Origin of the sequence: Bradyrhizobium liaoningense, from assembly GCF_018130785.1 — a bacterium.
Classification (GTDB): domain Bacteria; phylum Pseudomonadota; class Alphaproteobacteria; order Rhizobiales; family Xanthobacteraceae; genus Bradyrhizobium; species Bradyrhizobium liaoningense_A.
In genome coordinates this window covers 512,563-539,348 of sequence record NZ_JAFCJT010000001.1, presented here as the reverse complement: position 1 = coordinate 539,348, position 26,786 = coordinate 512,563, and the positions used below count along the sequence as shown (strand labels likewise).

Genomic DNA, 26,786 nt, shown 5'->3' with positions numbered 1-26,786 from the left:
GGACAGCGCGAATATTCCGATGACTGCAGCGAGCCCCCCGCATCACGATTGAGACTTCGCACCGCAGAGGGGGCATCGCAAGCTGCTATTCTAGGAGGGCATCATCATCATTGATGGGTACTCCGACGTTGATCTGCATGATCACAAATTCAGAATGAACAGTTGCTTCTTGAGGACTACGATTATGCTGCGTCGACGGAGCCCACTTCGGCGCAGCGTTGCGGCCCCGGCCTTGCGAATCCCAATGCCCCCGCCGGGGCCGCGATCTTTTCGCAAGCCCCCCGCCTTGTCCATCACAGACCGCCGCGAAGGTGCAACCGATACTCAGTCGGTTGGGTGAAGGCGGGAAGCTGCGGACCGCATGGCTTTTGGAGGCCATCATCTCCAGGAGGGTCATATCTCATAGTACTCGCGATACCAGCGGACGAACTTGCTTATGCCGGTCTCGATAGATGTAGAGGGCGAAAAACCGGTATCGCGCATGAGATCGCCAACGTCGGCAAACGTTTCCGGAACATCTCCAGGCTGCATCGGCAGCATCTCCTTCGCTGTGGTTCGTCCGAGCTCTTTCTCGAGCAAATCGAGGACGTGCATCAGCGCTTCTGGGCGGTTATTGCCCACATTATAGAGTTTGGCCGGTGCGCCCGCCGCATCGGCGTTATCCTCCGGAGCACGCTCGATCAGGCGCGAGACGACGCGAGTGACGTCGTCGATATAGGTAAAGTCGCGCCGCATCCTGCCGTGGTTGAAGAGCTTGATCGGCTTGCCTTTGACGATCGCATCAGCGAACAGGAATATCGCCATGTCGGGCCGGCCCCACGGGCCGTAGATCGTGAAAAAGCGCAAGCCGGTGACCGGGAGCCGGTACAAATGGCTGTAGGAGTGGGCCATCAGCTCATTGGCTCTCTTGGTCGCGGCATAGAAGCTGACGGGGTGGTCGGCTTTATGCTGGGTCGAAAATGGCAACTCGGTATTGGCGCCATAGACGGACGATGATGATGCGTAGATCAAATGACCACAGGCGTTATGCCTGCAGCCCTCGAGGATGTTCAGGAATCCTTCGAGATTGGCGTCAACATAGGCGTGCGGCTGATCGATCGAATGCCGAACGCCGGCCTGAGCAGCTAAATGGATCACTCTCGCAAAGCGATGCTTTGCGAACAACTCGGCCATCGTCGACCGATGTCCAAGATCGATCTGCACGAAGGAGAAACGCGGATCGCGGCGCAGAATGTCGAGACGGGCGCGCTTCAGGGCGGGATCGTAGTAGCTGTTGATGTTGTCCAATCCGACGACCCGGCGCCCCTCATCGAGCAGCCGACGTGCAACGTGAAAACCGATGAAGCCAGCTGCTCCGGTCAGCAGAACGTCGTCGGCAACTTGTTCTGAGTGCGATGACATTCGCTGTCCAGGTTAGGTGGAGCTTCGAGCGGCGGAGAAGACGCCATCGGTCACATCAAGTTAACTCTCAGCCGCGACGCATCTCTATTGCGCAAATGAGCGCACCTGACGATGGCGGCGGAGCCGAACTGCCAACAGCCGCTCGAACGGATTACTCCGTGGAGGCTCGCCGCTGTCTCAAAATCCAGGGGCGCAGCGGAGATAATGTCCAAGCCAACCCCGTCATCATCCATTTGCATGAAGATGAAGCCGGACAAACCTGCAGAGTTGCTTCAGCGGGGGCTTGCCGGAAGGCGGTCGCCGGCATTGGAAGTGCGCGCCCTCGAACGATTGACGTCAGTGAGTTGAGCGCAAACGACGCAGTCAAGGGTGTTTGCGATGAAGATGGTCTGGGTTGATGCTCTCGGCGCCAATGTATCGAGCATCGGCTTCGGCTGCGCGTCGCTCGGAGGGCGCGTTGGGGCTCGCCGGGGGATCGAGGCGCTCGAGCGCGCATACGACGCCGGAATAACCTGGTACGACGTGGCGCCTTCGTATGGCGATGGCATGGCCGAGTCGATTTGGGGCCAATTCGCATCCACGAAGCGCGGCAGCGTCCATATCTGCACAAAGGTCGGGATGCGTCCACGTGGTCCCTCCGGCGTCATGCGAATCCTGAAGCCGATAGCGCGCGCGTCTCTTGCGGTGTTTCCCGGAATTGGCCCGCGCCTCTCTGCAGTGAAGCCAAAGCCCTTCAAAGTGCCGTTATCGGCCGAGCTGATCAGGACGAGCGTCGAGGACAGCTTGAGACGTCTTCGCACGGATTATGTAGATGTGCTTGCTCTCCACCGTCCCACCCGTGAGGAGGTTATTCGCGAAGACATCATTCGGGCGGTCGAGCGCATCGTTCAGGACGGGAAGGCCCGCGCAGTTTCGATTGCAGGCAATAATGAGGTCGGAATTGACGAACTCCATGAATCTTTACCGTACCGGCTGATACAGATCGCCAATAATCCGCTCGAGCCAAATCTTCAGAAATCAACGGCGTCTGCGCGGCGGAGGACGTTTGTCACGTATGGATCGTTTTCGAGCCTCGATCCGCTTGTCGCAAGGATGGGATCGGAGAAAGAAATACTGAACGGCCTGTACGAGATTGGATATCGCGGCGACCTCACCGAAATCGCTGCTGCATTTGTCGTGGACTATGCGCTGGCAACGAACTCGGCAGGAGTCACTCTGTTTTCGATGTTTCGGAAAGAGCATCTCGCATTCAATTTGCTCCGGTTAGCGCAAACTCCAGCGCTTCATCAGCTGAATCGCATAGCCGCCGAGCTCTCGAACGAGCCGCGGCAAACTGAACGAATGTGCGGCGCCTCGAATGATCGGCGCGCCGAGAGATGCTGATCGCGGCTCGGGCAGTGTCTGTTGTCGCGATTGGTCATGCTGGTGCCGGTGTAGCGATCAACTGCAGGGCTCGAATATGGGCATGAGGTCTACTCCGTCATCATCATACAATCGGCGGCTGCGTGTGCTAGAATTCGCGTCCCACAATAGTACCCGTCAGTTGTCGATGACATTCGATAGGCGCGCGGGCGGCCGAGAGGAAGATGGCTTGAGCGTCACGCTGAAGCATGCGCATCAGGGCAGGCCAAAGGCCAAGGCATCACGCCGCTGCCGTCGCATTAAAGAGGTTGACCGCAATCGCGGTTGCGCTTCGTGGGGCCGTTGGTAGTTGCTCGGAGACAGGCCATGTGCGGAATTGTTGGTGTCGTCGGGCGGGGGCCAGCCTCTGCTCTCCTTTTGGATGCGCTGAAGCGGCTTGAATATCGCGGGTATGATTCCGCGGGCATTGCCACTCTCGAGGAAGGGTCTCTGACGCGACGTCGTGCGGTCGGAAAGCTCGCGAACCTCAAGAGTCGGCTCGACTCGGAGCCGCTTTCTGGGCGGATTGGAATTGGTCACACGCGCTGGGCGACGCATGGCCGTCCCGATGAGACGAATGCGCATCCTCACATGGTTGACGGTGTGGCGATTGTGCACAATGGAATCATCGAAAACCATCGAGAATTGCGCAACGACCTCAAAGCGACCGGTGCACATTTTGCGACCGAAACCGACTCCGAAGTGGTTGCGCATCTCGTTAGTCGCGAGCGGAAGAACGGATGCGATCCGATTGCAGCGGTGCGTAAGGTGCTTCCGCGCTTGAACGGAACGTTCGCGCTCGCCTTCCTGTTCGAAGGGCACGACAATCTTCTGATCGGTGCCCGAAAGGGCTCCCCGCTTGCAGTGGGCTACGGGTGCGGCGAAATGTTTCTGGGTTCGGATGCGATGGCGCTCGCACCTCTGACTGACATGGTCGCCTACCTTGAGGACGGCGATCTCGCGGTCGTGACCCGGGAGCAGATCGAGTTTATCGACGTGAACGGCGCGCGTCTCCGCCGTGCGTCGGCCAGAATCGCTGGTGCGGCTGTGATTGTTCACAAGGGCGAGCATCGCCACTTCATGGCAAAGGAGATTCACGAACAGCCGGACGTGGTCGGGCAGACGCTTGCACAATATATCGACCGCAACGGGACGATCAGGCTGCCGGCAGGCGTAGATGTGGACTTCGGAACGGTCGATCGCGTCTCGATTGTAGCTTGTGGCACCGCCTTCTACGCCGGTCTGATCGCGAGGTACTGGTTTGAGCGCTACGCCAAGCTGCCGGTCGAAATCGATATTGCATCGGAGTTCCGCTACCGCGACGTTCCGTTCGGCGCGGGCAATCTGGCGATTTTCGTGTCGCAATCCGGCGAAACGGCCGACACGCTTGCTTCGTTGGAATTCGCCAAGACCCACGGTCAGCGTGTTCTTTCCGTCGTCAACGTGCAAACCTCGACGATGGCTCGTTCGAGCCACATCGTATTGCCCACATTGGCCGGTCCGGAAATAGGGGTTGCATCCACTAAGGCGTTCACCTGTCAGCTGGCAACCTTGCTCTGCATTGCGATCGCGGCCGGTCGCAGTCGCGGGGTGCTCTCGGTCGAAGACGAGCGCTCACTCGTCCGAGCCCTTGCCGAGATTCCAAACTATATGGCCCGCGCACTCGAACTGGAGCCGAAAGTCCATGAGCTCGCGCGTGAGATCGCCAGGGCCAGAGACGCTCTGTTCATCGGCCGGGGCACCAACTATCCGCTGGCACTGGAGGGAGCCCTCAAGCTCAAGGAAGTCACCTACATTCACGCCGAGGGCTATGCGGCCGGTGAGCTCAAGCATGGACCGATCGCGCTGATCGACAAGGGCCTGCCGGTCGTTGTCATTGCGCCGTGCGACGCGACGTTCGAAAAGACCATGTCGAACATGCAGGAGGTGATCGCCCGCGGGGGCCGCATCATCCTCTTGACCGACCAGAGAGGTGCTTCGCTCGCCGCATCCAGTGGTTGCTCGATCCTGGCCTTGCCCGATATGCCCCAGATCTTGGCGCCGCTGGCTCTCGCAGTGCCGCTCCAGCTCCTTGCCTATCACACTGCCGCGATTATGGGGACCGACGTAGACCAGCCGCGGAATCTCGCGAAGTCGGTGACCGTCGAATAGTCGGTGTCGCGCCACTTCCGCTGGGCCTCCGATTCAAAGAGAGCTGCCGTCCGAACCAGGATTCCGGTCCGACAGCTCAGGACGCTCCGAAATGGGTGCCCCTTTCGACCATTCGTCGTTCTCAGCGGCCTGGCGTAGAATCTGGCGGCCTTCGGGCCCAGGATAAGCACCGAAGTCCGTAGGGCAGGCGGCCTCGCTATATTGTACGCGCGTTGGCGGGGCCGCTGTTGCTCAGAAACGAGCTAGCACCTTGCGCCCGCTCCGCAGCCGGATCCTCGGAGAGTCTTCGGCGTCAGTCCGCAAAGGCGGCCCGATCAGGGAGTAGTCCTTTCGGGTTATTGGAAGACTGTTCCGCTTCAATATAGCCTCAGACAAGCCCGTCCGGTCGACGAGTTCGTTTGGCATCCTACGTTCGCTTCGCGAGGGATCATGTCGGTTTTGACGGGAACGGCCGGCGCGGACATTCGACGTGGTGATATGGTTAAAGTCATCAGAGGAAGGCTGTTTCCGGCGCTCCTTTACGAGCAATATGAAGGCGGCGCCGCCGAAGATATTCCCGAAGGCGCCCGTGCCTATTGCCTCAAGGACAAAGTCTGGCGAACGATGCCTCCGGGCTTCCGCCCCTCCTAGAGCCGATTGAGGGTCTCATTTGACGCCAGCAGGCGCTGGAGCGCCGTGCGTGCGGACTAGCTGCAGCTCAGCGGCAACGGCTGGTCGGGGTGAAACTCATACCAATCGTAGCAATCTGGGTAGGCGCCATAGAATCCGTATCCGGGTCGATAGCGACCAAAGCGGTGAAACGCATGCTGGCGCAGGCCGATGCCGCCGGAGCCGGCATGACCGCCGAATCCGAGATGTTCGCCCCCAAAGCCTCCCTCATGCGCCATGCCGCCGAAATGCGCGCCGCCGCCGAAGCCCATATGTCCGCCGCCAAAACCTCCACCGCCAAAACCAGCGTGGCCGCCGCCGCCAAAGCCACCACCGTGGCCACCGCCACCGCCGTGCGCCTCGGCCGCGCCGATGGCCAGGGTCGAGGCAAGGGCCGCTGTTGCCAAAATCATGATTGCTCGCTTCATGGGACACTCCTTTCGTGTCGATCTGCCTGGCCATCCATGCAGTCAGCTCCCGCGTCGTGCCGTCGCCGAAGCCCAGGATGCCAAGGCTCGTGATGAAAGGAGAGGTAGGAGCGATGCGCGGCAATCCCACTAAATTCGACTTCAGGAACAAGGCGCACCGGTAGGGAAGTTGATCCTGCCGCGGGCGCGGCGGCCCCTGGAAGGGGCAGGCTGAAGGTTCCAGCCCGCCCCCGGCGTTCGATGGACAGCGGCCGACCGAGGCGCCCGGCCGGCCAAGGTAATGCCGCGATCAGAAGCTGCCCGTGCCGGGCTCGCAAGGCACGTTGTTGCCGGTCCACGGCGCCGTCGCGAAAGCGCCGACGCGCGGCGCAGGAACGCAGACGCGGCCGTCCTGCTGATAGAAGGGCGCACCCGATGCGGCCGTATCGGTTGTCATCGCGGGGTGTCGCATGGCGGCATGGTGCTCGCGCGCCATGACGGGTCCCCCGAGCACGGCGGCTGCAATCAATCCCGTCGACAAGAGTTTGAGAGTGGTCATTTCGGCTTCTCCTTTGATGACATCAGGCCGACCAAGCGGCTCACCATCAACGTATGGACGGCCGGGCGTCGTCCAAATGCACGAATTGCTCACCGGATCTCAACGGCCTGTGAGCCGGCGCGGCGCTGCAAGCACGATCGTGCGAATGCGCAACATCCGTTGCCTTGAGAGTAACGGGGAGCGCATCGCAGGCATATGTTGATGAAAGCGCAGTTCAAATGGAGGCGGAAGATGATCACGACGACAGCGAGACGTATGGCCATCGCGCTGGCCCTGTTGACGACGGGCATGGCGCGCTTCCTGAATCGCTATTTAGTGGTGCCCCATGCTCCGCAGGACTATGTCGTCAGACAACGCGTGGCTTGTGGCAGGCTGGCGCGGCGTCGCGCGTTCAGAGCGGGCGGACATTGAACATGACGCCCCCGACCGCTGAGCCCGTGCTCCTCCGCCGCAGGCCGAAACGCCTCGCAGAACGTGGGAGCAGGATCATGACGCGGATTCTTCTGATCGAAGATGATGCCGAAACCGCCGAGGTGATCGTCGCCGAACTCGCCGATCGCGGGTTCGACGTTCAATGGGCCCCTGACGGCGTCGACGGTCTCGACCAGGCGCGCGCCGCGTGTCCTGATGCCATGATTGTCGATCGCATGCTGCCCGGAATGGACGGACTGACAGTCATCGAGGCGTTGCGCAAGGACCGGGTCGGGACGCCGGTGCTAGTTCTCAGTGCGCTAGGCGCGGTGGACGATCGGGTACGCGGATTGCGTATGGGGGGAGACGACTATCTCACCAAGCCGTTCGCAATCATCGAACTCGTCGCGCGCATAGAGGCATTGCTGCGTCGTCCGATGGACAGCCGCGAGACCACGCTGCATGTCGGACCGCTGGAGCTCGACCTGATCGAGCGGACCGCGAGACGGGGCGAGCGCGAGATCGATCTATTGCCGCGTGAGTTCCGCCTGCTCGAATACATGATGCGCCGGAGCGACCAGTTGCTTACGCGCGCGATGCTGCTCGAAGAGGTCTGGAACTACAAATTCGTTCCGGCAACGACGAATCTGATCGACGTACATATGGGCCGGCTGCGCCATAAGGTCGATGGTCCCGGCGATACGCAGCTAATCCACAATGTTCGCGGCTCCGGCTTCATTCTGCGTTCGCGCCAATAAAGACGCGGAACCCAGGGGCTCGCGGAGCCATCTCGTACGAATATCAAGTGCCGGTTCGATGCGCCAGATTCAGTTCATCCGTTCGAACACGTTCCTCTGGGCCCTGGCGGTGGCGGCCGCATTTGCGCTGTTCGTGGTCGGGCTGTTCGCGTTCACCTATTGGAAGCTCGACGACTATCTGATCGCACGATCCGACCGCATGATCACGACCCGGATCAACTTCATCGCCGATTTGCCATCGGCGCGCCGCATCGGAGCGATCTCCGATCATCTCGAGCAGGATTCCAGAGGCGTGCAGTACGCGGGACTTTTCAAAAGTGCAGGCACCCGGCTTGCCGGCAACATCGACAGCTTGCCGCGCGCGCTCGATCTCGGCGGAGCGGCGCAGGGTGTGCGGCTCGACCTCATTGAGAAATCGGCGGTCCACGGACCGGTCATCAGAGTCGTGGGCAGGCGTCTCGAGAACGGCGATGTCCTGGTGATGGGACGGAACGTCGATGAGACGCGCGAAATCTCGAGTGTGGTGGGGCAGGCGCTCGCGCTCGGCCTGTTGCCGGCGTTCTGTCTCTGTCTGCTGGCCGGGGCGTGGCTGAGTGTTCGCGCCCAGAGACGCGTGGAAGAGGTGAACCAGCGGGTGCAGCGGATCGTGGCCGGGGAGTTGCGCGAGCGGCTTCCGGAGGACAATTCCGACGATCCGTTCGCGCGACTGGCCAGGATCGTCAACGGCATGCTCGCCGAGATGGAGACCATGATCAACGCGCTTGCTGGTGTGGGCAACGATATCGCCCATGATCTCAGGACACCACTCACGCGCGCACGCCTGGCGCTGGAGCGCGGCCGAACGCATGCGACCACCCTGGAGCAGCTCCAGGAGGTCACGGACAAGGCAATGGCCGGAATCGATCAGTCGCTCGCGATCGTCACCGCCTTGCTGCGCCTCACCGAGATCGAGAACAGCCGCCGCACCGCCGGTTTCGGTAATGTTGCGCTCGACGAGATCCTGCGTGAGGTGTGCGACGTCTATGAGCCCATCGCCGAAGACAAGGGCATCGGGCTTGGCGTCGTCATCGATCGCAATGTGCAGGTGTGGGGCGATCGGGACCTGTTGTTCGAAGCGATGGCCAATCTCGTGGACAATGCCGTCAAGTTTACGCCGCCCGGCGGCCAGGTGAGGCTCGAACTGGTGTCGGAAGACGACACCGCGCTCGTGCGCGTAAGTGACACCGGACCCGGCATCAGCACGCAGGAGCGCGAAGCGGTGCTGCGGCGATTCTATCGTTCCGACAAGATGCGCAACACGCCGGGGGTAGGGCTGGGATTGAGCCTGGTGGCTGCCATCGTCAAGCTGCACGGCTTTCGATTGATCATCGGTCCGGCTCCCGGCGGGCAGGTCGAGATCCTTGCCTGGACCGGGAGGGCGAGCAAGGCCGCCGCATGCCGGTCCCGGACCTCACCTCTCGCAACCGTCAACCAGATGTGATGCCCCTCATGATGCGTGATGCTCTCGATGCCAGGACATGCCGAATGTCTGAAGGCGAATTCAGGTTTGTTACGTTCAATTCAGTGGCCTCCACCTTCGAAGGCCTCCTAGAGTCCGCTCGCCGGTTTCGTATGTGGGAGTGATAGATGGAGATCCGCCACGAAGTCGCGAGGAATAATGCCATGACTGTAGCGGCTGGAGCCCCGTCGCTCCCTTTCCTCAGCGCCTATTCCGCGGCCATCAGGCGCTATGAACTGCTTGAACCCGGTCACGAACAGCAGCTTGCACGCCGCTGGCAGGAGACGCGGGACCGCAGTGCCGCGAACGCGCTCGTCACGAGCCACCTCCGGCTCGCAGCCAAGGTGGCGCGCGGCTACAAGGGATATGGTCTTCCCCTGGCCGATGTGATTGCGGAGGCAAATCTCGGCCTCGTGATCGCGGCGTCGCGCTTCGAACCTGGCCGCGGTGCGCGGTTCTCCACCTATGCAGTTTGGTGGATCAAGGCCTCGGTTCACGAATACATCCTGCGTTCCTGGTCTCTGGTCAGGATCGGTACGACGGCAGCGCAGAAGAAGCTGTTCTTCAGGCTTCGCAGCGAGATGAGGAAAGCCACCGGCGGCGCGATGGCAGCGCTCACGCCCGATGTCGCCGAGACGATCGCGGAAAGGCTCGACGTCACGGCGCGAGACGTGATTGAGATGGATTCCCGCCTGAACGGTGACATGTCGCTGAACGCGCGCGTTGGCGACGACGACCAAGGAACCGAGTGGGAAGCGTTGCTGGTCGATCAGGCGATCGACGCAGAGACGGTGCTCGCCGATCATGAGCAGACGGAGCGCCGTACCAACGCCTTGCGCGCTGCGCTGGGCATGCTGACGGCGCGCGAGCGTCATGTTCTGGAGGCGAGGCGGCTGGCGGAATGCCCGGTGACGCTGGACCAGCTCGGATTCGAGCTTTCGATCTCCAGCGAGCGGGTTCGGCAGATCGAGATCCGCGCTTTTGCCAAGGTCAGGCGAGCCGCAATTCTTGCCGTGCAGGATGCGGCACGCAAGCGCCCCGACGGCGCCTCGGGCTCACGGCCACGGGAACTCACCGCTCCATGAGCGATCGAGAAGCGGTGATGCCGGTACGAATGATGTCTGTCCCGCCGCGGAGCATCTGAATTCGTTTTCATTTGAACGGATGCCCTCCCGTCCTCATCTGCTCAATGATCCCGCGCAACTTGCTTCAGGCAGAATTACCATGGGAATTGTTCGCTTCGCGCTGCGGTTTCCGCACACGTTCTATGTGCTTGCGGCGCTGATTCTGTTCCTCGGCGGCATCGCGATCTGGTCGATGCCGACGGATATTTTTCCGGAGATCCGCATTCCCGTCGTCACGGTGGTGTGGAGCTACACCGGCCTGTCGACGCCTGAGATGGAGCAGCGCGTCAGCACTTACAGCCAGTATTCGATCAGCGCCAATGTCAGCGGCATCAAGAACATCGAGGCGCAAACCCTCAACGGCCTGTCGGTTCAGAAGATCTACTTCCAGCCGGACGTCAATCTCGACCTCGCGATCTCGCAGATCGTCTCGGCAACCAACGCGATCCGCGCCCTGATGCCGCCGGGCATTCAGCCGCCGATCATCGTGCAGTTCAATGCATCGAGCGTACCGGTGCTGCAGCTCAGCCTCGAGTCCAATAGTCTGAACGAGCAGCAATTGTACGATTTCGGCATCTACCGTATCCGGCAGCAATTGGCGCCTGTTCCGGGCGTGACGCTGCCCACGCCTGCCGGCGGCAAGTACCGCCAGATCATGGTCGACATCGATCCGAACAAGCTCCTGTCGCGTGGATTGACGCCGCTCGACATCGTCAATGCGGTGAACACCCAAAATCTGACGCTGCCCACCGGCACCGCGAAAATCGGCGACACCCAGTACACCGTTCGAACCAACGCCACGCCGGCCTCGATCAAGGATCTCAACATGATCCCGGTCAAGTTCGTGAACGGGGCCACGATCTTCCTGAAGGATGTGGCCCAGGTCCGGGACGGCTCCCAGGTCCAGCAGAACATCGTGCGCGAGGACGGTCATCGCGCCGTCTTGCTCAGCGTGATCAAGAACGGAAATGCATCGACGCTCGCTGTCGTTAACGGCGTGAAGAAGGCCTTGACGTCGATTCGTGCGGCTGCTCCTGCAGGGATGAAGATCAATGAGCTGTTCGACCAGTCGGTCTTCGTCACCCACTCGGTCGATGGCGTGCTGCGCGAAGGCGCGATCGCGGCCGGCCTCACGGCGCTGATGATTCTGCTGTTTCTCGGATCGTGGCGATCGACACTGGTCGTCTTGATCTCGATCCCGCTGGCGATGCTGTCTTCTCTGGTCGTGCTGTATTGTCTCGGCGAGACCTTGAACACGATGACGCTCGGTGGGCTTGCACTCGCGGTCGGCATCCTGGTCGACGATTCGACGGTGACGATCGAGAACACGCACCGGCTCTGGACCGAGGAAGGTATGCCGTTGGCTGATGCGACGCTCCACGGGGCGGCCGAAATCGCGGTGCCGACGCTCGTGTCCACGCTCGCGATCAGTTGTGTGTTTACGTCGGTCGTATTTCTGGAAGGGCCGGCCAAATACCTCTTCACGCCGCTGGGTCTGGCGGTGGTATTCGCGATGCTGGCGTCATATGCGTTGTCGCGAACGCTGACGCCGATCACCATCGGCCTGTTGCTGAAAGGCGAACGGCGCCATGGCGAGGGCAGAGGCCCATCGGGCATCTTCGGCCGCGCCTCTGAGATGTTCGAGCGTGGGTTCGAGCGCCTGCGCAACGGATATTCCGATTTGCTGACGACGCTGCTTCGGCATCGCGTTGTCGTGCCGGTCGTCGCGGTCCTGGTGCTGGCGCTCGGGGCCACCATGTTCGTCTATGTCGGTAGGGATTTCTATCCCCTGATCGACGGCGGCCAGATCCAGCTCCACGTTCGCGCGCCCGCGGGCACCCGCATCGAGAAGACGGAAGCGATCTTCCAGGCGGTCGAAGACAAGATCCGCGAGGTCATTCCGGAGCGGGACCGGGCGCTGATCGTCGACAATATCGGGCTTCCGGCGCGTCCCTACAATCTCGCATTCACCGACGGCTCGACGATCGGTGTGAACGACGGCACCATTCTCGTGTCGCTCAAGGACGGACACAAACCGACTGCGGACTACGTCAGGAAACTGCGCCAGGTGCTGCCGGCGACATTCCCGGAGGATACGTTCTATTTCCAGGCGGCCGACATCGTGACGCAGATCCTGAACTTCGGTCTTCCGGCGCAGATCGATGTCCGCACGGTTGGCTATGGCGCCAACAATCTGGCCGTGGCCAAGGAGCTGCAGAAGAGCCTCGCGGCGATCCCCGGTGTCGTCGATGCGCATCTGCAGCAGGAAGTCGATGCTCCGGCGTTCTATGCCGACATTGACCGCACGCGGGCCGCGCAGCTGGGGCTCAACGCCAGCACGGTGGCGACCGATATCAATGTCAGCCTCAGCTCGTCGGCTCAGGTCTCGCCGAACTTCTGGACCGATCCGACGTCGGGCATCCCGTATTATCTGGCCGTGCAGACGCCCGAATACAGGGCTAATTCGCTGAACGCACTGGGAAACACCCCGGTGTCGGCCTCGCTTGCCGCGAGCGGGCAGACGGTGCCCGGCCTCCTCAGCAATGTCGCGACGTTCAAGCGGGGTAGTGTCCCCACCAACTCGAACCAGGCCAACGTCCAGCCGGTGTTTGACGTCTATGCGAGCGTCCAGGGTCGCGATCTCGGCGGCGTCGCGGCCGATATCAACAAGGTCACCTCCATACTCCAGAAGCAGCTCCAGCCGGGTAATTCGATCCAGGTCCTGGGACAGATCCAGAGCATGAACCAGTCGTTCCGCAATCTCGGAATCGGCCTGCTGTTTGCCGCCATCCTGGTCTACCTGCTGATGGTCGTGAACTACCAGAACTTCGGCGATCCCTTCGTCGTCATCATGGCGCTGCCGGCGACCTTGTGCGGGATCCTGACGATGCTGTTCATTACCGGAACGACACTGAACGTGCCTTCGCTGATGGGGGCGATCATGGCGGTCGGTGTCGCCTCCGCGAATTCGATCCTGCTTGTAACGTTCGCGCGTGATGAGCAATTGAAGGGACATTCCGCATTCCAGGCGGCGCTGAGCGCGGGCCGTACCAGGATCCGGCCGGTCCTGATGACTGCTGCCGCGATGATCGTGGGCATGATCCCGATGGCGCTCGGAGGTCCGGGCGAGGAGCAGAACGCCGCGCTCGCGCGGGCGGTGATCGGCGGACTGCTGTTCGCGACCCCGACGACATTGCTGATCGTGCCGTACCTCTTTGCCATGCTGCGCAAAGGTAACGATGGCAAGCCTCACCACGGCGTATTCGAGGAGCAACCGGAATGAGCGACGTTCGTGTGCGGACCAATGACGAGGAGGCGCGGGACCCGCCCGATGCGGAGAGCCGCCGCATCGTCGAGCTCCCCGGCAAGGCCGCGCCGTCCGGACGCCGTTACGGCGGCGCACTGCTCGGAGGAGGGATGCTTCTGCTGCTAGCGGGCGGTCTCGGCATTGGCGGCTGGCGGCACTATCAGGCGGCGCGTGAGGTCGCTGCAGTGGCGGAGCAGGTGCGAACCGCCGTTCCGGAGGTGCGGGTGGCGGCGGTCCGGCCCAGCGGGGACCTGATGAAGGTTACCTTGCCGGCGACGACGACCGCGTTCGAGGCAGCCAATATCTTCGCGCGGACCAGCGGCTATATCGAAAAGCGCTATGTGGATATCGGCGATCGGGTCAAGAAAGGCGATCTTCTCGCGGAAATCACGGCTCCGGAGCTCGACCAGCAGATCGCCCAGGCCCAGGCGACGCTGGCGCAAAACCAAGCCGCCTTGCAGCAGGCGCAAGCGAGCCGGGAGCTTGCTGACGTCACCAATGCGCGAGACAGCAATCTGGTCAAGCAAGGCTGGCTGACGGCACAGCAGGGGGACAACGATCGTCTCACGCTGCGTGCACAGCAAGCAGCCGTGGGTGTCGCCCAGTCGAACATCACGGCGCAGCAGGCCCAGATTCGAGTCCTCCAGCAGGAGAAGGCCTATCAGCGGGTGGTGGCGCCGTTCGACGGCGTGATCACACAGCGCAACGTGGACAATGGCAGCCTGGTGCAGGCCGGGTCGACCTTCATGTTCACGCTGATGCATTCCAACGTGATCCGAACCCAGGTCTTCGTACCGCAGGACGAAGCCTTCGGAGTCGCGCCGGGCGTCGACGCGGATATTCGCGTCCCCGAGATTCCGGGGCGGACGTTTCCGGGGAAAGTCACACGCATCGCAAGCGCATTGCAGCCGGGAAGCCGGACTCTGCTGACCGAGATCGACGTGCCCAATCCGGACGGTGCCTTAAGTCCCGGTATCTACTGCACGGTCGAGCTGTCGATCCCGCGAAAGACGCCGTCGGTGACAGTCTCGTCCGATGCGCTCGTCTTCGATCAAAACGGTCTTCATGTCGCGGTCGTGCGGAACGGCACCGTTCATCTGCAGCACGTCTCGATCGCTCGGGATTTCGGCACCACGGTGGAAGTGCGCGAGGGCCTCCAGCCCGGCGACCAGGTCGTGCTCAATCCGGCGGTGAACCTGGCGGAGGGCAGCAAGGTCACCATTCGCAAGGTCGAGGTCAGTTAGGAGCATAGAGATGATCCGGATCGTGCTCGCAACAACGATCGTTCTGCTGTTGGGCTGTCCTTCGAGTGAGGCGCAGGTCTCAACGATGGGCACCACGGCGATGGGTCTTCCAACCGTACCGGGTGCGATCGTGACGTCGCCGCTCAACAGTCCGGGTCCGTTTTCCGCAACAACCGAGCCTGGCGTTCCCGACACGACGCTGGCGCCTGTTCCGCTCGCCTCGGATCCGACGACGCCGGGTACGGTCGTCGTCTGCGCCACGCCATCGACGTCCCCGATGCCGGTGCCGGCGACCCCGATCGTATCGAGCATCGGCTCGTCAGCATCAGGCATCGGCGCTCCGCTATTGCCGGTCACAGGGCAAACCGGCAGCTCCACCGGAACGATTCCCGCAGCGGCACCGGCGGGAACGGGGACGACGGTCGCATGCAGCTCGACGCCGGGAGGGCTCGCGACAAGTGCTGCGTCCCTGCCGCTCTCGATCCCGCAAGTGCCGTCCAGCCTCGCGCCCGGCACGATCCTGGCGGACACCAGCGCCGCTGGCGGCACCGGCATCGATCCAAATGCCGCCGTCATGCCGAGCCCGAACAGCACGGCCTGCGCGGAAGGAGTCTCGATGAACCTCGCCGCGCCTGCGACCGTGTTGCCGGCCAACGCCTCAGGCGCGGCGCCAACGCCGGGAGTGTCGCCGATCTTGCCGCCGGGATGCTGAGGCGACGCAGCGACAGGACTCTCGTCGCACCGCGTGCGGATCGGGGGATGACACGTCGGCTCGCGTAGCCTTGGCCGTACCAGCGCTTCACGTTGCCGGGCGTAGCTTCAAGACTTCGGCGTCGGGCGGCAGCATTGTTCCATCGTCCCGGTATTTCCAGTCCACCATCACACCCTTGTTGCCCCGTACAGTGGTGCGGCCGACGAAGGTCCCCATGGTGCTCTGATGGTCGATGGAACGCCAAATCGCCGGGCCAAACGGCGTTTCGAAGCCGACGTTGCCAAAGCCGTCGGCCATCGCCTCGGTATCGAATCTCCCGAGCTTCGCGATCGGCGCCACGATGGAGCTGATCAAGGCGTGACCGACCACGGATCCCATCGTGGGAGCCTCGCCATATCGTGCGGAATAGGCCGAGACGAAGGCGTTGTTGGCGTGATCCAAGACCTCGGTCACCGGATAGCCGGTCACGATCCATCCTTCCGGTGCGTCCTTCCCGAGGGGAAGAAGGTATTCGGGTTCGCCGGTCGTGAACGACACGACGTGTCGCCCTTCGAACAGGCCGCGGTCATTGCGTTGCCGGACAAATCTGGCGAGATCGGGTCCGAAGGTGACGTTGAGGATCGCTTCGGGCTGCTGCTGCGTGAGGGCGTTGACGACCACGCCGGCATCAATGGCACCCAGCGGCGGCCACTGACTGTTGATGAACTCGACGTCTGGACGGCGGCGGCTTAGAAGCTGCGTGAACCATCTTACGGCCGACTACCCGTATTCGTAGTTCGGGGCAATCGTCGCCCACCGCGTCGCCTTCAATTGAGCTGCCTCCTCCACCAGCATGGCTGCCAGCATGTATGTCGACGGGCGGAGCCGGTAACAATATCGATGTCCTTGCTCCCAAACGAGGGCGTCGGTGAGCGGTTCGCTCGCCACGAAGAGGATCCGATTTTGCCGGGCGAAGTCGCTGATTGCCAGTCCGACATTCGACAGATATGCGCCGGCCAGAAGATCGACGTCATTCCGGCGCACGAGTTCTTCGGCGGCACGCAGCGCGACGCTCGGCTTGCCTTCATCGTCCCGGCTGACGACCTGCAGCTCTCGCCCAAGGAGGCCCCCGCTCGCATTCAGCTGTTCGACCGCCAACTGCCAGCCGCGACGATAGGGCAGGGTAAACGCAGGCGCGCTGCTATAGGAGTTGATCTCGCCGATCCTGATCGGTCTCGTGCCCTGGGCGCGGATGATGCCGGGCGAAAACACCGACGCGCCAACACCGCCTAAAACCTGTCGTCGAGAGATGCTCATCTGGTACGGTCCGGAGGATTGGGTGTGAGGGCTGCTCCAGCGCTGTAGGACATGTCGTCCCGGTCGAGCGATCAGCAACCTAGTGGCAGGTGCGGGATGCAGGCTGGTCGTCGGCACATGTCGAAATCGAGATGCCCGGACTTGCAGCGAGACCGCGCGCAAAGGCGAGCGCGGGAAGATCGACCTCCCGATCGAACAGGGCGCTGACCGGACCGACGAGGTCAAGCGCGGTCTGCTGGCGGTTCGACCCCGCCATGATCCTTGCCCAGGCTGCCGCGACCTTCAGCTCGTAGAAGCGGCATTGCTGCTCTCTGGCAACGGATAGGCCCTCGGAGAACAGCACTTCCGAGCGGGACCGATCTGGCGAGCCATCGGCAAGCAGGATCTCGGCCTTTATCCGCAGTAGATCAGCAAGGCACCACAATTGCTGGCCTTGCCGGGAGATAGTTAAGGCATCTTCCACGGCGGCCAGGGCCTGCGCAGTCTCGCCGGTCGCGAACAGTCCTTCGGCGAGCGATCCGAGAAATTCGGGATTGCGCATCAGCCAGCCGTTCTCGGCCCGCGCTTTCAGTCCGCTGCGCAGCAGCTCTATTCCATCGTGATGTCTGCCTTGCAGGACGAGCAACTGCCCCTTCAGGCAGGACGTCCAGCTCGTCCAGAAAGCTATTCCCTCGCGCGTGACGAGCGCGAGGAGAGACGATATCGCCTGATCGGCAGCGGCGAGATCATGCGTCATCAGCGCAATGGGGCACACGGCGTTCCGCAGCGCGTAAGCGATCGCCAGCTTGTCCTTCTCACGTTGCGCGTCCTGGAGGCATTCCGTGGCCAGGGATCTGCTCTGGGCGATCTTTCCCTGGAGCAGCAATACGCGGGCTAACATGGCCTTTGCCAGGACACTCTGGTTGAGCAGGAACCACATCTGGTTCGCGCCGTCCTTCAATCCGTGAGCCGAGTGGTCCAGGGACAAGGTCAGTTCGCGTCGAGCTTCCTCCTGCGCTCCGTAAAAATGGGTGGCGGCGCCGATCAGGCGGCGGCCTACCGTTTCGTTGGCGGGATTTCCCGTGCGGAGGGCGATCTCCAGATATCGCTCTCCGACATTCCTGGCCGCGTCGTATTGGCCCGAGTTGAGATTATAGCTCCACAGCGTCCAAACAGCCTTGAGCTGAAGCTCGAGATCGGACAGTTCTTCGGCAAGCACAAGGCCGATGTTCAGGGCCGCTTTCATGCGGTCCGCCGAGCCAGTCGTATTGAGAAGCGCGAACCCTAGCGCGACATAGAGCTGCGCCTTGAGCCTTGGGTCGCAGGCCAGCTGTCCGTCGAGATGGGCGAGAGCATGCTCGATCCGGGTCGAGCATTCCATGAAGGACAGCAGTTGCATCCATACCGGCACAAAGCCGGCCGTAAGCTCTATGCCGATCGCGGCTTCGCCACCGGGTGCGAAGGCCCAATCGAGCGCCGCATGCACGTTTCCAATTTCCTGGGCAAGGCGGGTGAGATCGTCGGAGGCGGGGGAGGCATCGCCAAGTGGCATGATGAGCTGCCTGAGAAAGCTCGCATGACGTCTGCTGGCCTGCTCGCACAGCCCTGCTTCTGCCAGCTTCTGCAGGGCATAGGCGCGGGTGGTCTCCAGCAGGCGCCACCGCCCTTCAAAGGAGGGGTCGAGCGAGACCAGCGATTTCCCGACCAGATTGAACAGTGTTTCGATGACGTCCGACCGGGACAACGCGTCGTCCATCATTGCAATGGCCGCATCGAGTGTGAAGCCGGCCGGAAACGCTGCGAGCCAGCACAGCAGCCTTTGCTCGTCCGGCGACAACAGATCGTAGCTCCAGTCCAGTGTCGCTCGCAGGGTCTGGTGCCGCGGCAGTTGGTCCCTACGGCCGCCGCTCAGCAACTCCAGTCGCTTGTCCAAGCGAAGCAAGACGGTGTCCACCCCAAGATTCGCGGCCTGAGCCGCGGCAAATTCCAAGGCGAGCGGAATTCCGTCGAGCCGGCGACAGATGGCAGCCACTTTCAGCAGATCGTCCGCGCCTGGAGCGAAGTTCGCGCGTAACGCCTGGGTGCGAGCGACGAAGAGCTGCACGGCGCTTGCCTGCAACAGCAAATCGGGATCACGCAACTCAAAGTCTGGAACCGACAGCGGCGGGATGGCCGCTATGTACTCGCCATCGATGCGGAGGCCTTCCCGACTGGTCGAAAGAATAGTGACATTCGGACAATAGCGAAGTGCAGCACTCGCGATTTGTGCAGCGACGTCGATGACATGCTCGCAATTGTCCAAGACGAGAAGCAGACGCCGTGACCCGATAGCCTGGGCGATGCTGGCGGCTGAAACATCCTTGTCACTCAAGGCAAGCTTGAGCGCACGGGCGGTGGTCGATGTCGCAAGTGTCGGATCCTGCAAGGTCGCGAGCTCGACCAGCGCCACAGAACCATCGAATGAGGATGCGACCCGGCGCGCAAGTTCGATGGCCAGCTTTGTTTTCCCGATACCTCCCGGGCCGACCAAAGTCACGGCCCGATATGCGGACATCAATTCGGCCATTTCGCTCAGGCAATCCTCGCGCCCAATAAGAGGAGCGCGAGTGTTCGGCAGGTTATTCGAAAAGGATTCGATGGCCGGGACGGATACCGATGTCGCTGCAGGCTGATCCAAATGACCGCTGCGCCAGGTCCCGGCGAGCGTATATCCACGGCCCGAGATAGTCTTGAGGAGATCGCGATCTTCGCCCAGCGCCTTGCGGACGGCGGAGATATGGACCTGTAGCGTGTTGTCCTCGACGGCCAAGCCAGGCCAGACACTTCCGATCAAATCATCCTTGGTGACCAGGAGGCCGGCGCAACTTGCCAGTTTCTCGAGAATCTCGAATGCGCGGCTTCCGATCGGCACTGTGATGTTGTCGCACCTCAGCTCTCTCCGCTGGCAATCGATGAGCCAGTTACCGAAAGAGTAGGTTCGTGCAGCGGGCGAAGACGACATAAGGGGGTCCGTGGATCAGCTTCACTGCCGCGATCTAGGGAGAGTGACGAGACCCCCGAAGATCACCGCCCCTGGCAAGATTCTGAAAGCGTCAGTGTGCCCAGGTGTCCTACAGGGGAGGCCGTTGGAGTGTCAAGAAGACCTTCTCAGTAGCCGGCTGGTCGCCATGGCGCGATGCAGGCGTCCGAAACGCTCGTTGCTTGCTACACGAACTCGTGAGGACGAATGTAGGTCTGGCGTCCAATACGCGTACGACAATGCCTCCCGGGATGCAGGACATTCATGACATTCAGGTTGATGATTTCGTCCGAACCGCCTCGGAAATGCCGACGGGTCTTGGAGCGTCGCAATTCCGATCCCCGCAGGGTGCTTTGACAGTTGCTCGGCTGCTCTGACGTGCTCGGGCCCGGCGACTCTATCCGAGCCTGGATGGGAAATCGCGGAAGAGGATTTGAGAGACTTCTCTGCTTGTCTCCACGCCGGTGCGTCTGACGATGCAGCATCTGCTGCGGGACTGCGAGATGCCGATTGTTGAGATCGCGCTCACAGTGTGCTTTCAGAACCTGGCCCACTTCGCGACGACGTTCGGGCGTTTCGCGGGTGACATGGTGTTGGTGCTGGCAAAGTGCTCCTCGGATGTGACCGGTCGGAAGAACGGGGCTTCATAGGGCCGCCATTCTTCCTCCAGTCACGTCCGCGAGACGGAAGCCCCTGAAACACTGAAATGAAGCTCTTCAGGTCAGCGCTGACGATTGCCCTGCGGCAAGGGTGCTTGTCCCGGTTGGCGTGCTCAATAGCCCGAATTGGGCTCGCACGGAGGCCGACGCCACGGGTCGCTCGCGTACGCACCGACGTCGGGAGCGCGAACACAGTTGCGCTTGGACGTCACCGGAACGCGCTGAACCGACGCATAGGCGTCGGCATTGGTCCGGCGCGCGTGGTTGCTGCCTTCGCGAGCCATCGCGGGGGAGGCAATCATGGCCGCGGCCATCAGTCCGGCCGACAAGAGCTTCAATGTAGTCATTGCACGTCTCCTTGACAAAGCGACGCCGGGAACGCCTCGGCTCGCTTGCTAGACATGTGTACGCATGTGTCGGATGAGCAGTATCAATTGAACGATCATTTTCGCCTTTGCACGAAGTCGTCGCCCGCGCTTCATCTCGAAAGCGATTGCTCGCTAGTCGGGCGAAAGCGTTATCTGGTCCGCATGGCCATTCATGAGCGGACCGAACCATTCCCACTTCTCGCCGGTGAAGCGCATCATTTGGAGTTGCTCGATCGGGTGAAAGTCCGTCGGCGATGTCTTGACCCGGACGCCGGGAATATAAGCTGCGCCCTCGATATCGAGGTCCGTCGCTACCTGCATGATCCTCTCGCGCGTGAGATCGTCGCCACAGCGCCTCAGCACCTCAACGAGCGCGCTCGACATATTGAATGCCACCAGCGGGCCGCTTTCGGATCGATCTGCGTCCGGATAGTATTTCGCCATGAACGCGTGAAAGTGCTGCATGGCCGGGTATGAGTCCCACTGCGGGTCGGTCACGTCCATCTGGTACCCGGCACTTAGGACTCCCTTCGCGTTGTCCAGTCCTGCGAGTTTCAGCACAGAACCGACCGATACCGAGACGTTCGTCATGATGTGGACGGGATGCCAGTCCAGCTCGGCGAGCTTCCTGGTCGCCTGAGCCGCGAATTTTGGCGTGGCGACATTGATGAAAATGTCGGGGGCGGCCGCCTTGATCGCCACGATCTGCGAATCGATTGTCGGTTCGCTGATTTCATATGGCAGGCTCGCAACCACCATTTGCGGGTACCTGTCTTGCAGCACGTCCTTCAGGCCAGCCAGATAATCGCGTCCGAAGTCGTCGTTCTGGTAGAGGACGCCGATCCTGGCGCCAGGGTGATGTGTCAGGATATAGTCCGCGTAGATGCGTGCCTCGGTTCGGTAGCTCGGTAGCCAGCCGATCGTCCACGGAAAATGGACGGGATCGGCCCAGCGAGATGCTCCCGATATTGCGAACAATTGCGGCACGTGGCGATTGTTCATGTACCTTTGAATGGCGGCGTTGCTCGCGGTACCGAAGGGGGCGAAGATCGCGAGCACTTCGTCGTCCTCGACGAGCCGCCGTGCCTGCTCGACCGCTCGGGACGGATTGTAGCCATCGTCGTAGGAGATAAACTCGACTGTCCGGCCGTTGATGCCGCCATTGTCGTTGACCATGCGAAAATACGCACTCATCGTCCTGCCGATGATGCCGTAAGCCGATGCCGGGCCGCTATAGGGCATGATGTTGCCGATCCTGATCTCGGTGTCGCTTGCACCGGGATCGTATCGCTGTTGCGCAGAGGCGCTGGCTGCGCCGGCCGCAAGTATGACGGTGACGACCGCGAGTTCTTGCAGGCGCCTCGTAAGGCCCGGGCTCAGATGGCCACTTCCACCGGTGATCAAGTGATGTCTCCATAGCGCTGCTGGTTATCGTGCATGCTGAGCGGCGGCATCGCGCCAAAGAAGGGCCCGCTCGCCAACAGTGACATCCGGAGTGTAGCGCGGGACTCGCCGCGAGCCGGGTTACAGATGCTGAAGAACTGTGAAGTTTTGCAATCGCGTGCGTAGGATTGGCTCGTCACCAGCGCCCGATCTGCGCTACCTTGACGCCGTCCCGTCGTCGCGAACAAACGTTCGGAGCCGACGATATTGATCGAGGCTTCGGACCCGCGGAGGTGTGCCGCATGGCGCGGTCGCACCTCCGTGCGGAGTCACAGACAGGCATGGTCACGCGGCAAATTGCCTTGCGTGTTGCACTCGCTCACTGATGCCCGTGGTGGTAGACGTGGTTTGTTCCGAACACCGGAGCGGCGCCACCGGGCCGCTCGAGGCCCATTCGTCCTGCCGGCGTCAATGCGCCGCCATTCAGCACGTCGCGATCGGGATACATTGATGCAAATGTGGCGGGCTCCTGATCGGCAAAGGACCAGGCCGCGAAGGCGGACGATATCGTTGCCGTTGAGAGCAGCGCTGCAGCGATCAGGGTTTTGAATGCACTCATAGCGATTCTCCATTGCTCGTGATGGGCGGAGAGTCGCTTGGCGATGATCGCTGCTCGGCTGCTGGCGTTTCCGGAGTTGTTTTCTATACCAACGCTATATAGGCAGTCCTAGCCAGAAAACCCCGCTTGCTGCGCATCACTCTTGCGAGCAGATGACGGGAATATCGGGCAGGGTGCAGCGGTTATCGACGAAGGTCTGATGCGTCTTCAAAGCCGAATTCTGTCACGGTTGTCATAGTCGCTCGCGCGATCGTGCATGGTCGAACCGCGTGCGACGCCCAGTTCTAGGTGCAGGTCATAAAACATGTGGAGTGTGAGCCATGAGACTGCTCTCGTTTCTCTGCGTCGTCGCCTGCCTTGCGCTCTCGGGCGTCGCATCTGCCCGCGGCGGCATGGGATCCCACATGTCGATGGAGAGCGGTGGCTCGCTCGGTACGAGCGCTGCTGCGCCGGGAACGAACTCGCTCGGCACCGCGCTCCCGTCATCGGAGGGGGGTGGTCATGCGACGAAGGGACCGCTGCTCGGCACGGATGCGACCATCGACAAGGAGGACGCACGGCTCGAGAAGATGCTGGAAGGATCCATCTGTCGCGGCTGCTGACGCGCGAGCATTGCGATACTTGCGGCGAGTGTCTGGCGACCTTGGTCGCCGGACCAGCTGTGTCTTTTGATAGCGTAGGTGGTACGCTGGGCGCAGGATCGAGCAACCGCCTGGGGCTATGCCGATGATGGCCGAGCCAAGCCAGCGTCCTGTCTACGCCTGCGAGGAATGGGAGATCGATCTTGCCAGACGCGAACTGCGCTCGATGGGAGAACCCGTTCCTCTGGGTGGTCGTGCCTTTGAGATTCTTGCGGAATTGGCTCAGGCCGAAGGCGGGCTGGTCACCAAGAATGACCTGACGGAGCGGGTCTGGCGCGGCGTCTTCGTCGAGGAGAGTGCACTTCGAGTCCATATCGCGGCGATCCGGAAGGCCTTTGGTTCGGATCGCGACATGCTGGCGACCACGATCGGCCGGGGCTATCGCCTGCTGGGTTCATGGCGGACCCGCCAGGTGGATGCCCCGCTACAATCTGCCGCACCCCAGCCTCCGCCGTCGACCAACATTCCGAATGCATCATTCGTTCTCATCGGCCGCACCACCGCGCTCGCGCGTTTGTGGGAGCTTCTGTCGGCTCATCGCGTCGTGAGCCTCGTCGGGCCTGGCGGGATCGGCAAGACGGCGCTTGCACTACAGGCCGCCAGGACGCCGCCAGCCGGTTTTGCGGCCGACCGGTTGCTGGTCGAATTGGCCTCGCTGCCGGATCCCAAGCTCGTGTGCTCGGCCGTCGCCAGCATGCTCGGCATCAAGCTCGAAGGGGAGGAGATCACCCCGGATTCCATAGCGCGCGCGATTGGAGCCAGGCAGTTGTTGCTCATTCTCGACAATTGCGAGCACGTCGTTGATACCGTGGCCCAACTGGCCGAGACGATTGGCAGCCACTGTCCTGGAACGACCGTCCTGGCGACAAGTCGCGAAGCGCTGCGCATTGATGGCGAACACGTCTATCGCGTTCCGCCCCTGGGTGTGCCGCCTGAAGCCCGGCTCGAGTCTGACGCCGCATCGGCCTACACGGCGGTGGAATTGTTCACGACCAGAGCGAAAGCGCTGGGCTCCAGCTTCGCGCTCGACGAAGAGAACCTCGATGCCGTCGCAGCCATCTGCCGCCGGCTGGATGGCATCCCGCTCGCGATCGAGTTCGCGGCGGCACGTGCTGTGATGCTCAGTCCGCCGAAGATCGCGGCACTTCTCGACGACAGGTTCAAATTTCTGACGACCGGTCGGCGCACCGCGTTGCCCAGGCAGCAAACGCTTCGTGCGACGCTCGACTGGAGTTACGATCTATTGCCGGACGCCGAGGCGCGAGTCCTGCAGCGGCTCGGCGTGTTTGCCGGAGAGTTTCTACTCGATGCCGTGATCGCGGTCGCGAGCGAAGGGATGGGCGATGTCACCGCGGAGCTTGCCAATCTGGTGGCAAAGTCGCTCGTCCTTGCGGATATTCGCGGCGAACGCCCGTACTATCGCCTGCTGGACACCACACGCGCCTATGCGCTGGAAAAGCTTCACGCCAGCGGCGAATTTCCGGGCGTAGCGCGCCGCCACGCCGGATACTATTGCGGGTTCTTTGCGAATGCGGAAGCTGACAGCGAAGTGACGCCGCAGGCGGAGTGGCTCGGCTTCTATGGCCAGCACATCGACAACGTACGATCCAGCCTCGATTGGGCTTTCTCGCCCGGCGGAGACGCGCAGATCGGAGTGGCGCTGACCGCCGGGGCCGTTCCGTTATGGGTACAATTGTCGCTCCTCGCCGAGTGCCGCGAGCGGACCGAACTGGCGTTGGCCAGCCTCGAAGACAGCGCCGCGGGCGCATTGCGGCTCCGCATGCAATTGTCGGCGGCGCTTGGCTGGTCGCTGATGTACGGCGTCGGCAGGGCTCGGGAGGCCGGTCCGGCCTGGGCTGCGACCCTGCAGCTGGCCGAGCAGCTCGGCGACAGCGACTATCTCCTGCGCGCGCTGTGGGGGCTGTGCATCGATCAATTCAACAACGGCGAATTCCGCAAGGCGTTGGAATTCGCGCACCGCTTCGCGGATATCGTGGCCGATTCCCACAATTCGGTCGACCGGATGATGGGCGATCGGCTGCTCGCCACCACGCTGCACTACCTCGGTGACCAGCGGCTGGCGCATCATCACATTGGGCGGACCTTGTCCCGCCTTTCCGATCTGGCGGCGAAGCCGCAGGTGATCCGTTTCAGGTTCGACCTGCGAGCCTCGGCCCGCTATTTCCAGGCGCGCATCCTGTGGCTGCTCGGGTTGGCGGATCAGGCACTGAACGTCGTCGAGCGCAATGTCGAGGAGGGCCGTGCGAGTGGTCACGCTCTGACCTTCTGCAGCGTGCTTGGCCAGGGGGCCTGTCCGATTGCTTTCCTGGCCGGCGATCTCGATGCGGCGGAAGGCTATTGCACCATGCTGCTCGAGCATACCGAACGTCATCCGATCCGTCTGTGGAACGTGTGGGCGCGCGCCTTCAGGGGCATGGTGATGGCGCGACGCGGCGATGTCGCCGCCGGACTGACGTTGCTGCGCAAGGCGCTGGAGCTGGCGGGCGAGGCGCGTTTCCTGCCGCGCTTCCTGCTTCCACTCGGCGAACTGGCGGCATGTCTCGGAGAGGTCGGCGAAGTATCGTTGGGGCTCGCGACCGCGGATGAGGCGCTTGCGCGCTGCGAGGCGAGGGATGAGCGGTGGTACGCGGCCGAGCTCTGGCGCATCAAGGGCGAGTTGCTCCGGCATCCCGGCGAGCGTCGCTCGGCTATCGCCGCCGAGCAGTGCTTCGACAAGGCGTTCGAAGTGGCGCGCGGCCAAGGTGCGCTGTTCTGGGAGCTGAGGGCTGCGATCAGCCTGGCGCGGTTGAGGATGAGTCAGAGCCGTCCCGCCGATGCGCACCAAATCCTGGCTCTTGTGTACGGCCAATTCACCGAGGGTTTCGAGACCGCGGATCTCAGGCTCGCGAGAGCGATGATGACGGAGTTTTCGACCTCATAGGACCGACGAACGGTGCTACAGGATGCCCCGGGGGCGGCGTCCGATACATGTCGTCGGACGCAGGTGCGGCCTCGGCGAGCGCCGCATCCCCCGTGCTCCAGAACATTGGCTTCGAAGTCCTTTTGCCGGACCTAGAATGCGCCGGCCACTCGACGCGGTCTTTCCGCGCCGCGCGCTTCTATCCGGATTGCACGGCATCGCGGCCAGCCGCACGACGTGGGCCACGGCGATCACGCCGCATGTCGCTGCGGGTTCGGCGC

20 protein-coding genes and 1 pseudogene are annotated in these 26,786 nt (G+C 62.2%); 13 read left to right on the top strand and 8 right to left on the bottom strand.

Annotated features, from left to right (window positions below; all coding sequences use genetic code 11):
- Positions 1 to 393: 393 nt before the first annotated feature.
- Complete coding sequence (locus JQ627_RS02445) at positions 394 to 1,401, bottom strand: NAD-dependent epimerase (RefSeq protein ID WP_212482553.1); 1,008 nt, start codon at positions 1,399 to 1,401, stop codon at positions 394 to 396.
- 378 nt (positions 1,402 to 1,779) lie between these two features.
- On the opposite strand from JQ627_RS02445, the gene JQ627_RS02440 reads away from it, so the two are divergent.
- The 3 genes from JQ627_RS02440 to JQ627_RS02430 all read left to right on the top strand — a co-directional run bounded on the left by JQ627_RS02440 (position 1,780) and on the right by JQ627_RS02430 (position 5,583).
- Positions 1,780 to 2,784, top strand: coding sequence for an aldo/keto reductase (locus JQ627_RS02440; RefSeq protein ID WP_212482552.1), 1,005 nt, complete (start codon positions 1,780 to 1,782; stop codon positions 2,782 to 2,784).
- Between the two features lie 345 nt (positions 2,785 to 3,129).
- On the top strand, positions 3,130 to 4,953 hold the full coding sequence (glmS, locus tag JQ627_RS02435; RefSeq protein WP_212482551.1) for a glutamine--fructose-6-phosphate transaminase (isomerizing): 1,824 nt from the start codon (positions 3,130 to 3,132) through the stop codon (positions 4,951 to 4,953).
- Positions 4,954 to 5,382: 429 nt separating this feature from the next.
- Positions 5,383 to 5,583 carry a hypothetical protein gene (locus JQ627_RS02430; RefSeq protein ID WP_212482550.1) on the top strand — a complete coding sequence of 67 codons (201 nt, stop codon included), beginning with the start codon at positions 5,383 to 5,385 and terminating at the stop codon, positions 5,581 to 5,583.
- A 56-nt stretch (positions 5,584 to 5,639) separates the two neighbouring features.
- Here JQ627_RS02430 and JQ627_RS02425 read toward each other — a convergent pair whose 3' ends face one another.
- Both JQ627_RS02425 and JQ627_RS02420 read right to left on the bottom strand, forming a co-directional pair.
- A complete protein-coding gene (locus JQ627_RS02425) occupies positions 5,640 to 6,029 on the bottom strand; it encodes a hypothetical protein (RefSeq protein WP_212482549.1) in 390 nt (129 codons plus the stop codon).
- Positions 6,030 to 6,318: 289 nt separating this feature from the next.
- On the bottom strand, positions 6,319 to 6,567 hold the full coding sequence (locus JQ627_RS02420) for a hypothetical protein (protein WP_212482548.1): 249 nt from the start codon (positions 6,565 to 6,567) through the stop codon (positions 6,319 to 6,321).
- 231 nt (positions 6,568 to 6,798) lie between these two features.
- Here JQ627_RS02420 and JQ627_RS02415 point away from each other — a divergent pair, with 231 nt between their 5' ends.
- The 7 genes from JQ627_RS02415 (at position 6,799) to JQ627_RS02385 (ending at position 15,621) form a co-directional block, all read left to right on the top strand.
- On the top strand, positions 6,799 to 6,978 hold the full coding sequence (locus tag JQ627_RS02415) for a hypothetical protein (RefSeq protein ID WP_212482547.1): 180 nt from the start codon (positions 6,799 to 6,801) through the stop codon (positions 6,976 to 6,978).
- Positions 6,979 to 7,055: 77 nt separating this feature from the next.
- Positions 7,056 to 7,736, top strand: a complete 681-nt coding sequence (locus tag JQ627_RS02410; RefSeq protein ID WP_212482546.1) for a response regulator transcription factor — start codon at positions 7,056 to 7,058, stop codon at positions 7,734 to 7,736.
- Between the two features lie 58 nt (positions 7,737 to 7,794).
- A complete protein-coding gene (locus JQ627_RS02405; RefSeq protein ID WP_212482545.1) occupies positions 7,795 to 9,216 on the top strand; it encodes an ATP-binding protein in 1,422 nt (473 codons plus the stop codon).
- Positions 9,217 to 9,362: 146 nt separating this feature from the next.
- Positions 9,363 to 10,319, top strand: a complete 957-nt coding sequence (gene rpoH, locus JQ627_RS02400) for an RNA polymerase sigma factor RpoH (RefSeq protein ID WP_409363794.1) — start codon at positions 9,363 to 9,365, stop codon at positions 10,317 to 10,319.
- 139 nt (positions 10,320 to 10,458) lie between these two features.
- Positions 10,459 to 13,641 (top strand): efflux RND transporter permease subunit, encoded by a 3,183-nt coding sequence (locus tag JQ627_RS02395; protein ID WP_212482543.1) that lies wholly within the window; start codon positions 10,459 to 10,461, stop codon positions 13,639 to 13,641.
- Positions 13,638 to 14,909, top strand: a complete 1,272-nt coding sequence (locus JQ627_RS02390; protein ID WP_212482542.1) for an efflux RND transporter periplasmic adaptor subunit — start codon at positions 13,638 to 13,640, stop codon at positions 14,907 to 14,909. Before JQ627_RS02395 ends, JQ627_RS02390 begins: the two co-directional genes overlap by 4 nt.
- Before the next feature lie 10 nt (positions 14,910 to 14,919).
- Positions 14,920 to 15,621: a hypothetical protein gene (locus JQ627_RS02385; RefSeq protein ID WP_212482541.1), complete on the top strand. Its 702-nt coding sequence runs from the start codon at positions 14,920 to 14,922 to the stop codon at positions 15,619 to 15,621.
- A gap of 87 nt (positions 15,622 to 15,708) precedes the next feature.
- On the opposite strand, the pseudogene JQ627_RS02380 reads toward JQ627_RS02385, so the two are convergent.
- Positions 15,709 to 16,917, bottom strand: a pseudogene (locus tag JQ627_RS02380) (ABC transporter substrate-binding protein).
- A gap of 79 nt (positions 16,918 to 16,996) precedes the next feature.
- Positions 16,997 to 19,897 (bottom strand): winged helix-turn-helix domain-containing protein, encoded by a 2,901-nt coding sequence (locus tag JQ627_RS02375; protein ID WP_212482540.1) that lies wholly within the window; start codon positions 19,895 to 19,897, stop codon positions 16,997 to 16,999.
- 494 nt (positions 19,898 to 20,391) lie between these two features.
- Here JQ627_RS02375 and JQ627_RS02370 point away from each other — a divergent pair, with 494 nt between their 5' ends.
- Positions 20,392 to 20,565: a hypothetical protein gene (locus JQ627_RS02370; protein WP_212482539.1), complete on the top strand. Its 174-nt coding sequence runs from the start codon at positions 20,392 to 20,394 to the stop codon at positions 20,563 to 20,565.
- Between the two features lie 122 nt (positions 20,566 to 20,687).
- Here JQ627_RS02370 and JQ627_RS02365 read toward each other — a convergent pair whose 3' ends face one another.
- From JQ627_RS02365 to JQ627_RS02355, 3 genes are all read right to left on the bottom strand, one after another.
- Complete coding sequence (locus tag JQ627_RS02365; protein WP_212482538.1) at positions 20,688 to 20,921, bottom strand: hypothetical protein; 234 nt, start codon at positions 20,919 to 20,921, stop codon at positions 20,688 to 20,690.
- Positions 20,922 to 21,074: 153 nt separating this feature from the next.
- Positions 21,075 to 22,346: an ABC transporter substrate-binding protein gene (locus JQ627_RS02360; RefSeq protein WP_212482537.1), complete on the bottom strand. Its 1,272-nt coding sequence runs from the start codon at positions 22,344 to 22,346 to the stop codon at positions 21,075 to 21,077.
- A 358-nt stretch (positions 22,347 to 22,704) separates the two neighbouring features.
- Positions 22,705 to 22,944, bottom strand: coding sequence for a hypothetical protein (locus tag JQ627_RS02355; protein ID WP_212482536.1), 240 nt, complete (start codon positions 22,942 to 22,944; stop codon positions 22,705 to 22,707).
- A 320-nt stretch (positions 22,945 to 23,264) separates the two neighbouring features.
- On the opposite strand from JQ627_RS02355, the gene JQ627_RS02350 reads away from it, so the two are divergent.
- Positions 23,265 to 23,546 (top strand): hypothetical protein, encoded by a 282-nt coding sequence (locus JQ627_RS02350; protein ID WP_212482535.1) that lies wholly within the window; start codon positions 23,265 to 23,267, stop codon positions 23,544 to 23,546.
- Between the two features lie 118 nt (positions 23,547 to 23,664).
- Positions 23,665 to 26,526: a winged helix-turn-helix domain-containing protein gene (locus JQ627_RS02345; RefSeq protein ID WP_212482534.1), complete on the top strand. Its 2,862-nt coding sequence runs from the start codon at positions 23,665 to 23,667 to the stop codon at positions 26,524 to 26,526.
- Positions 26,527 to 26,786: the final 260 nt, after the last annotated feature.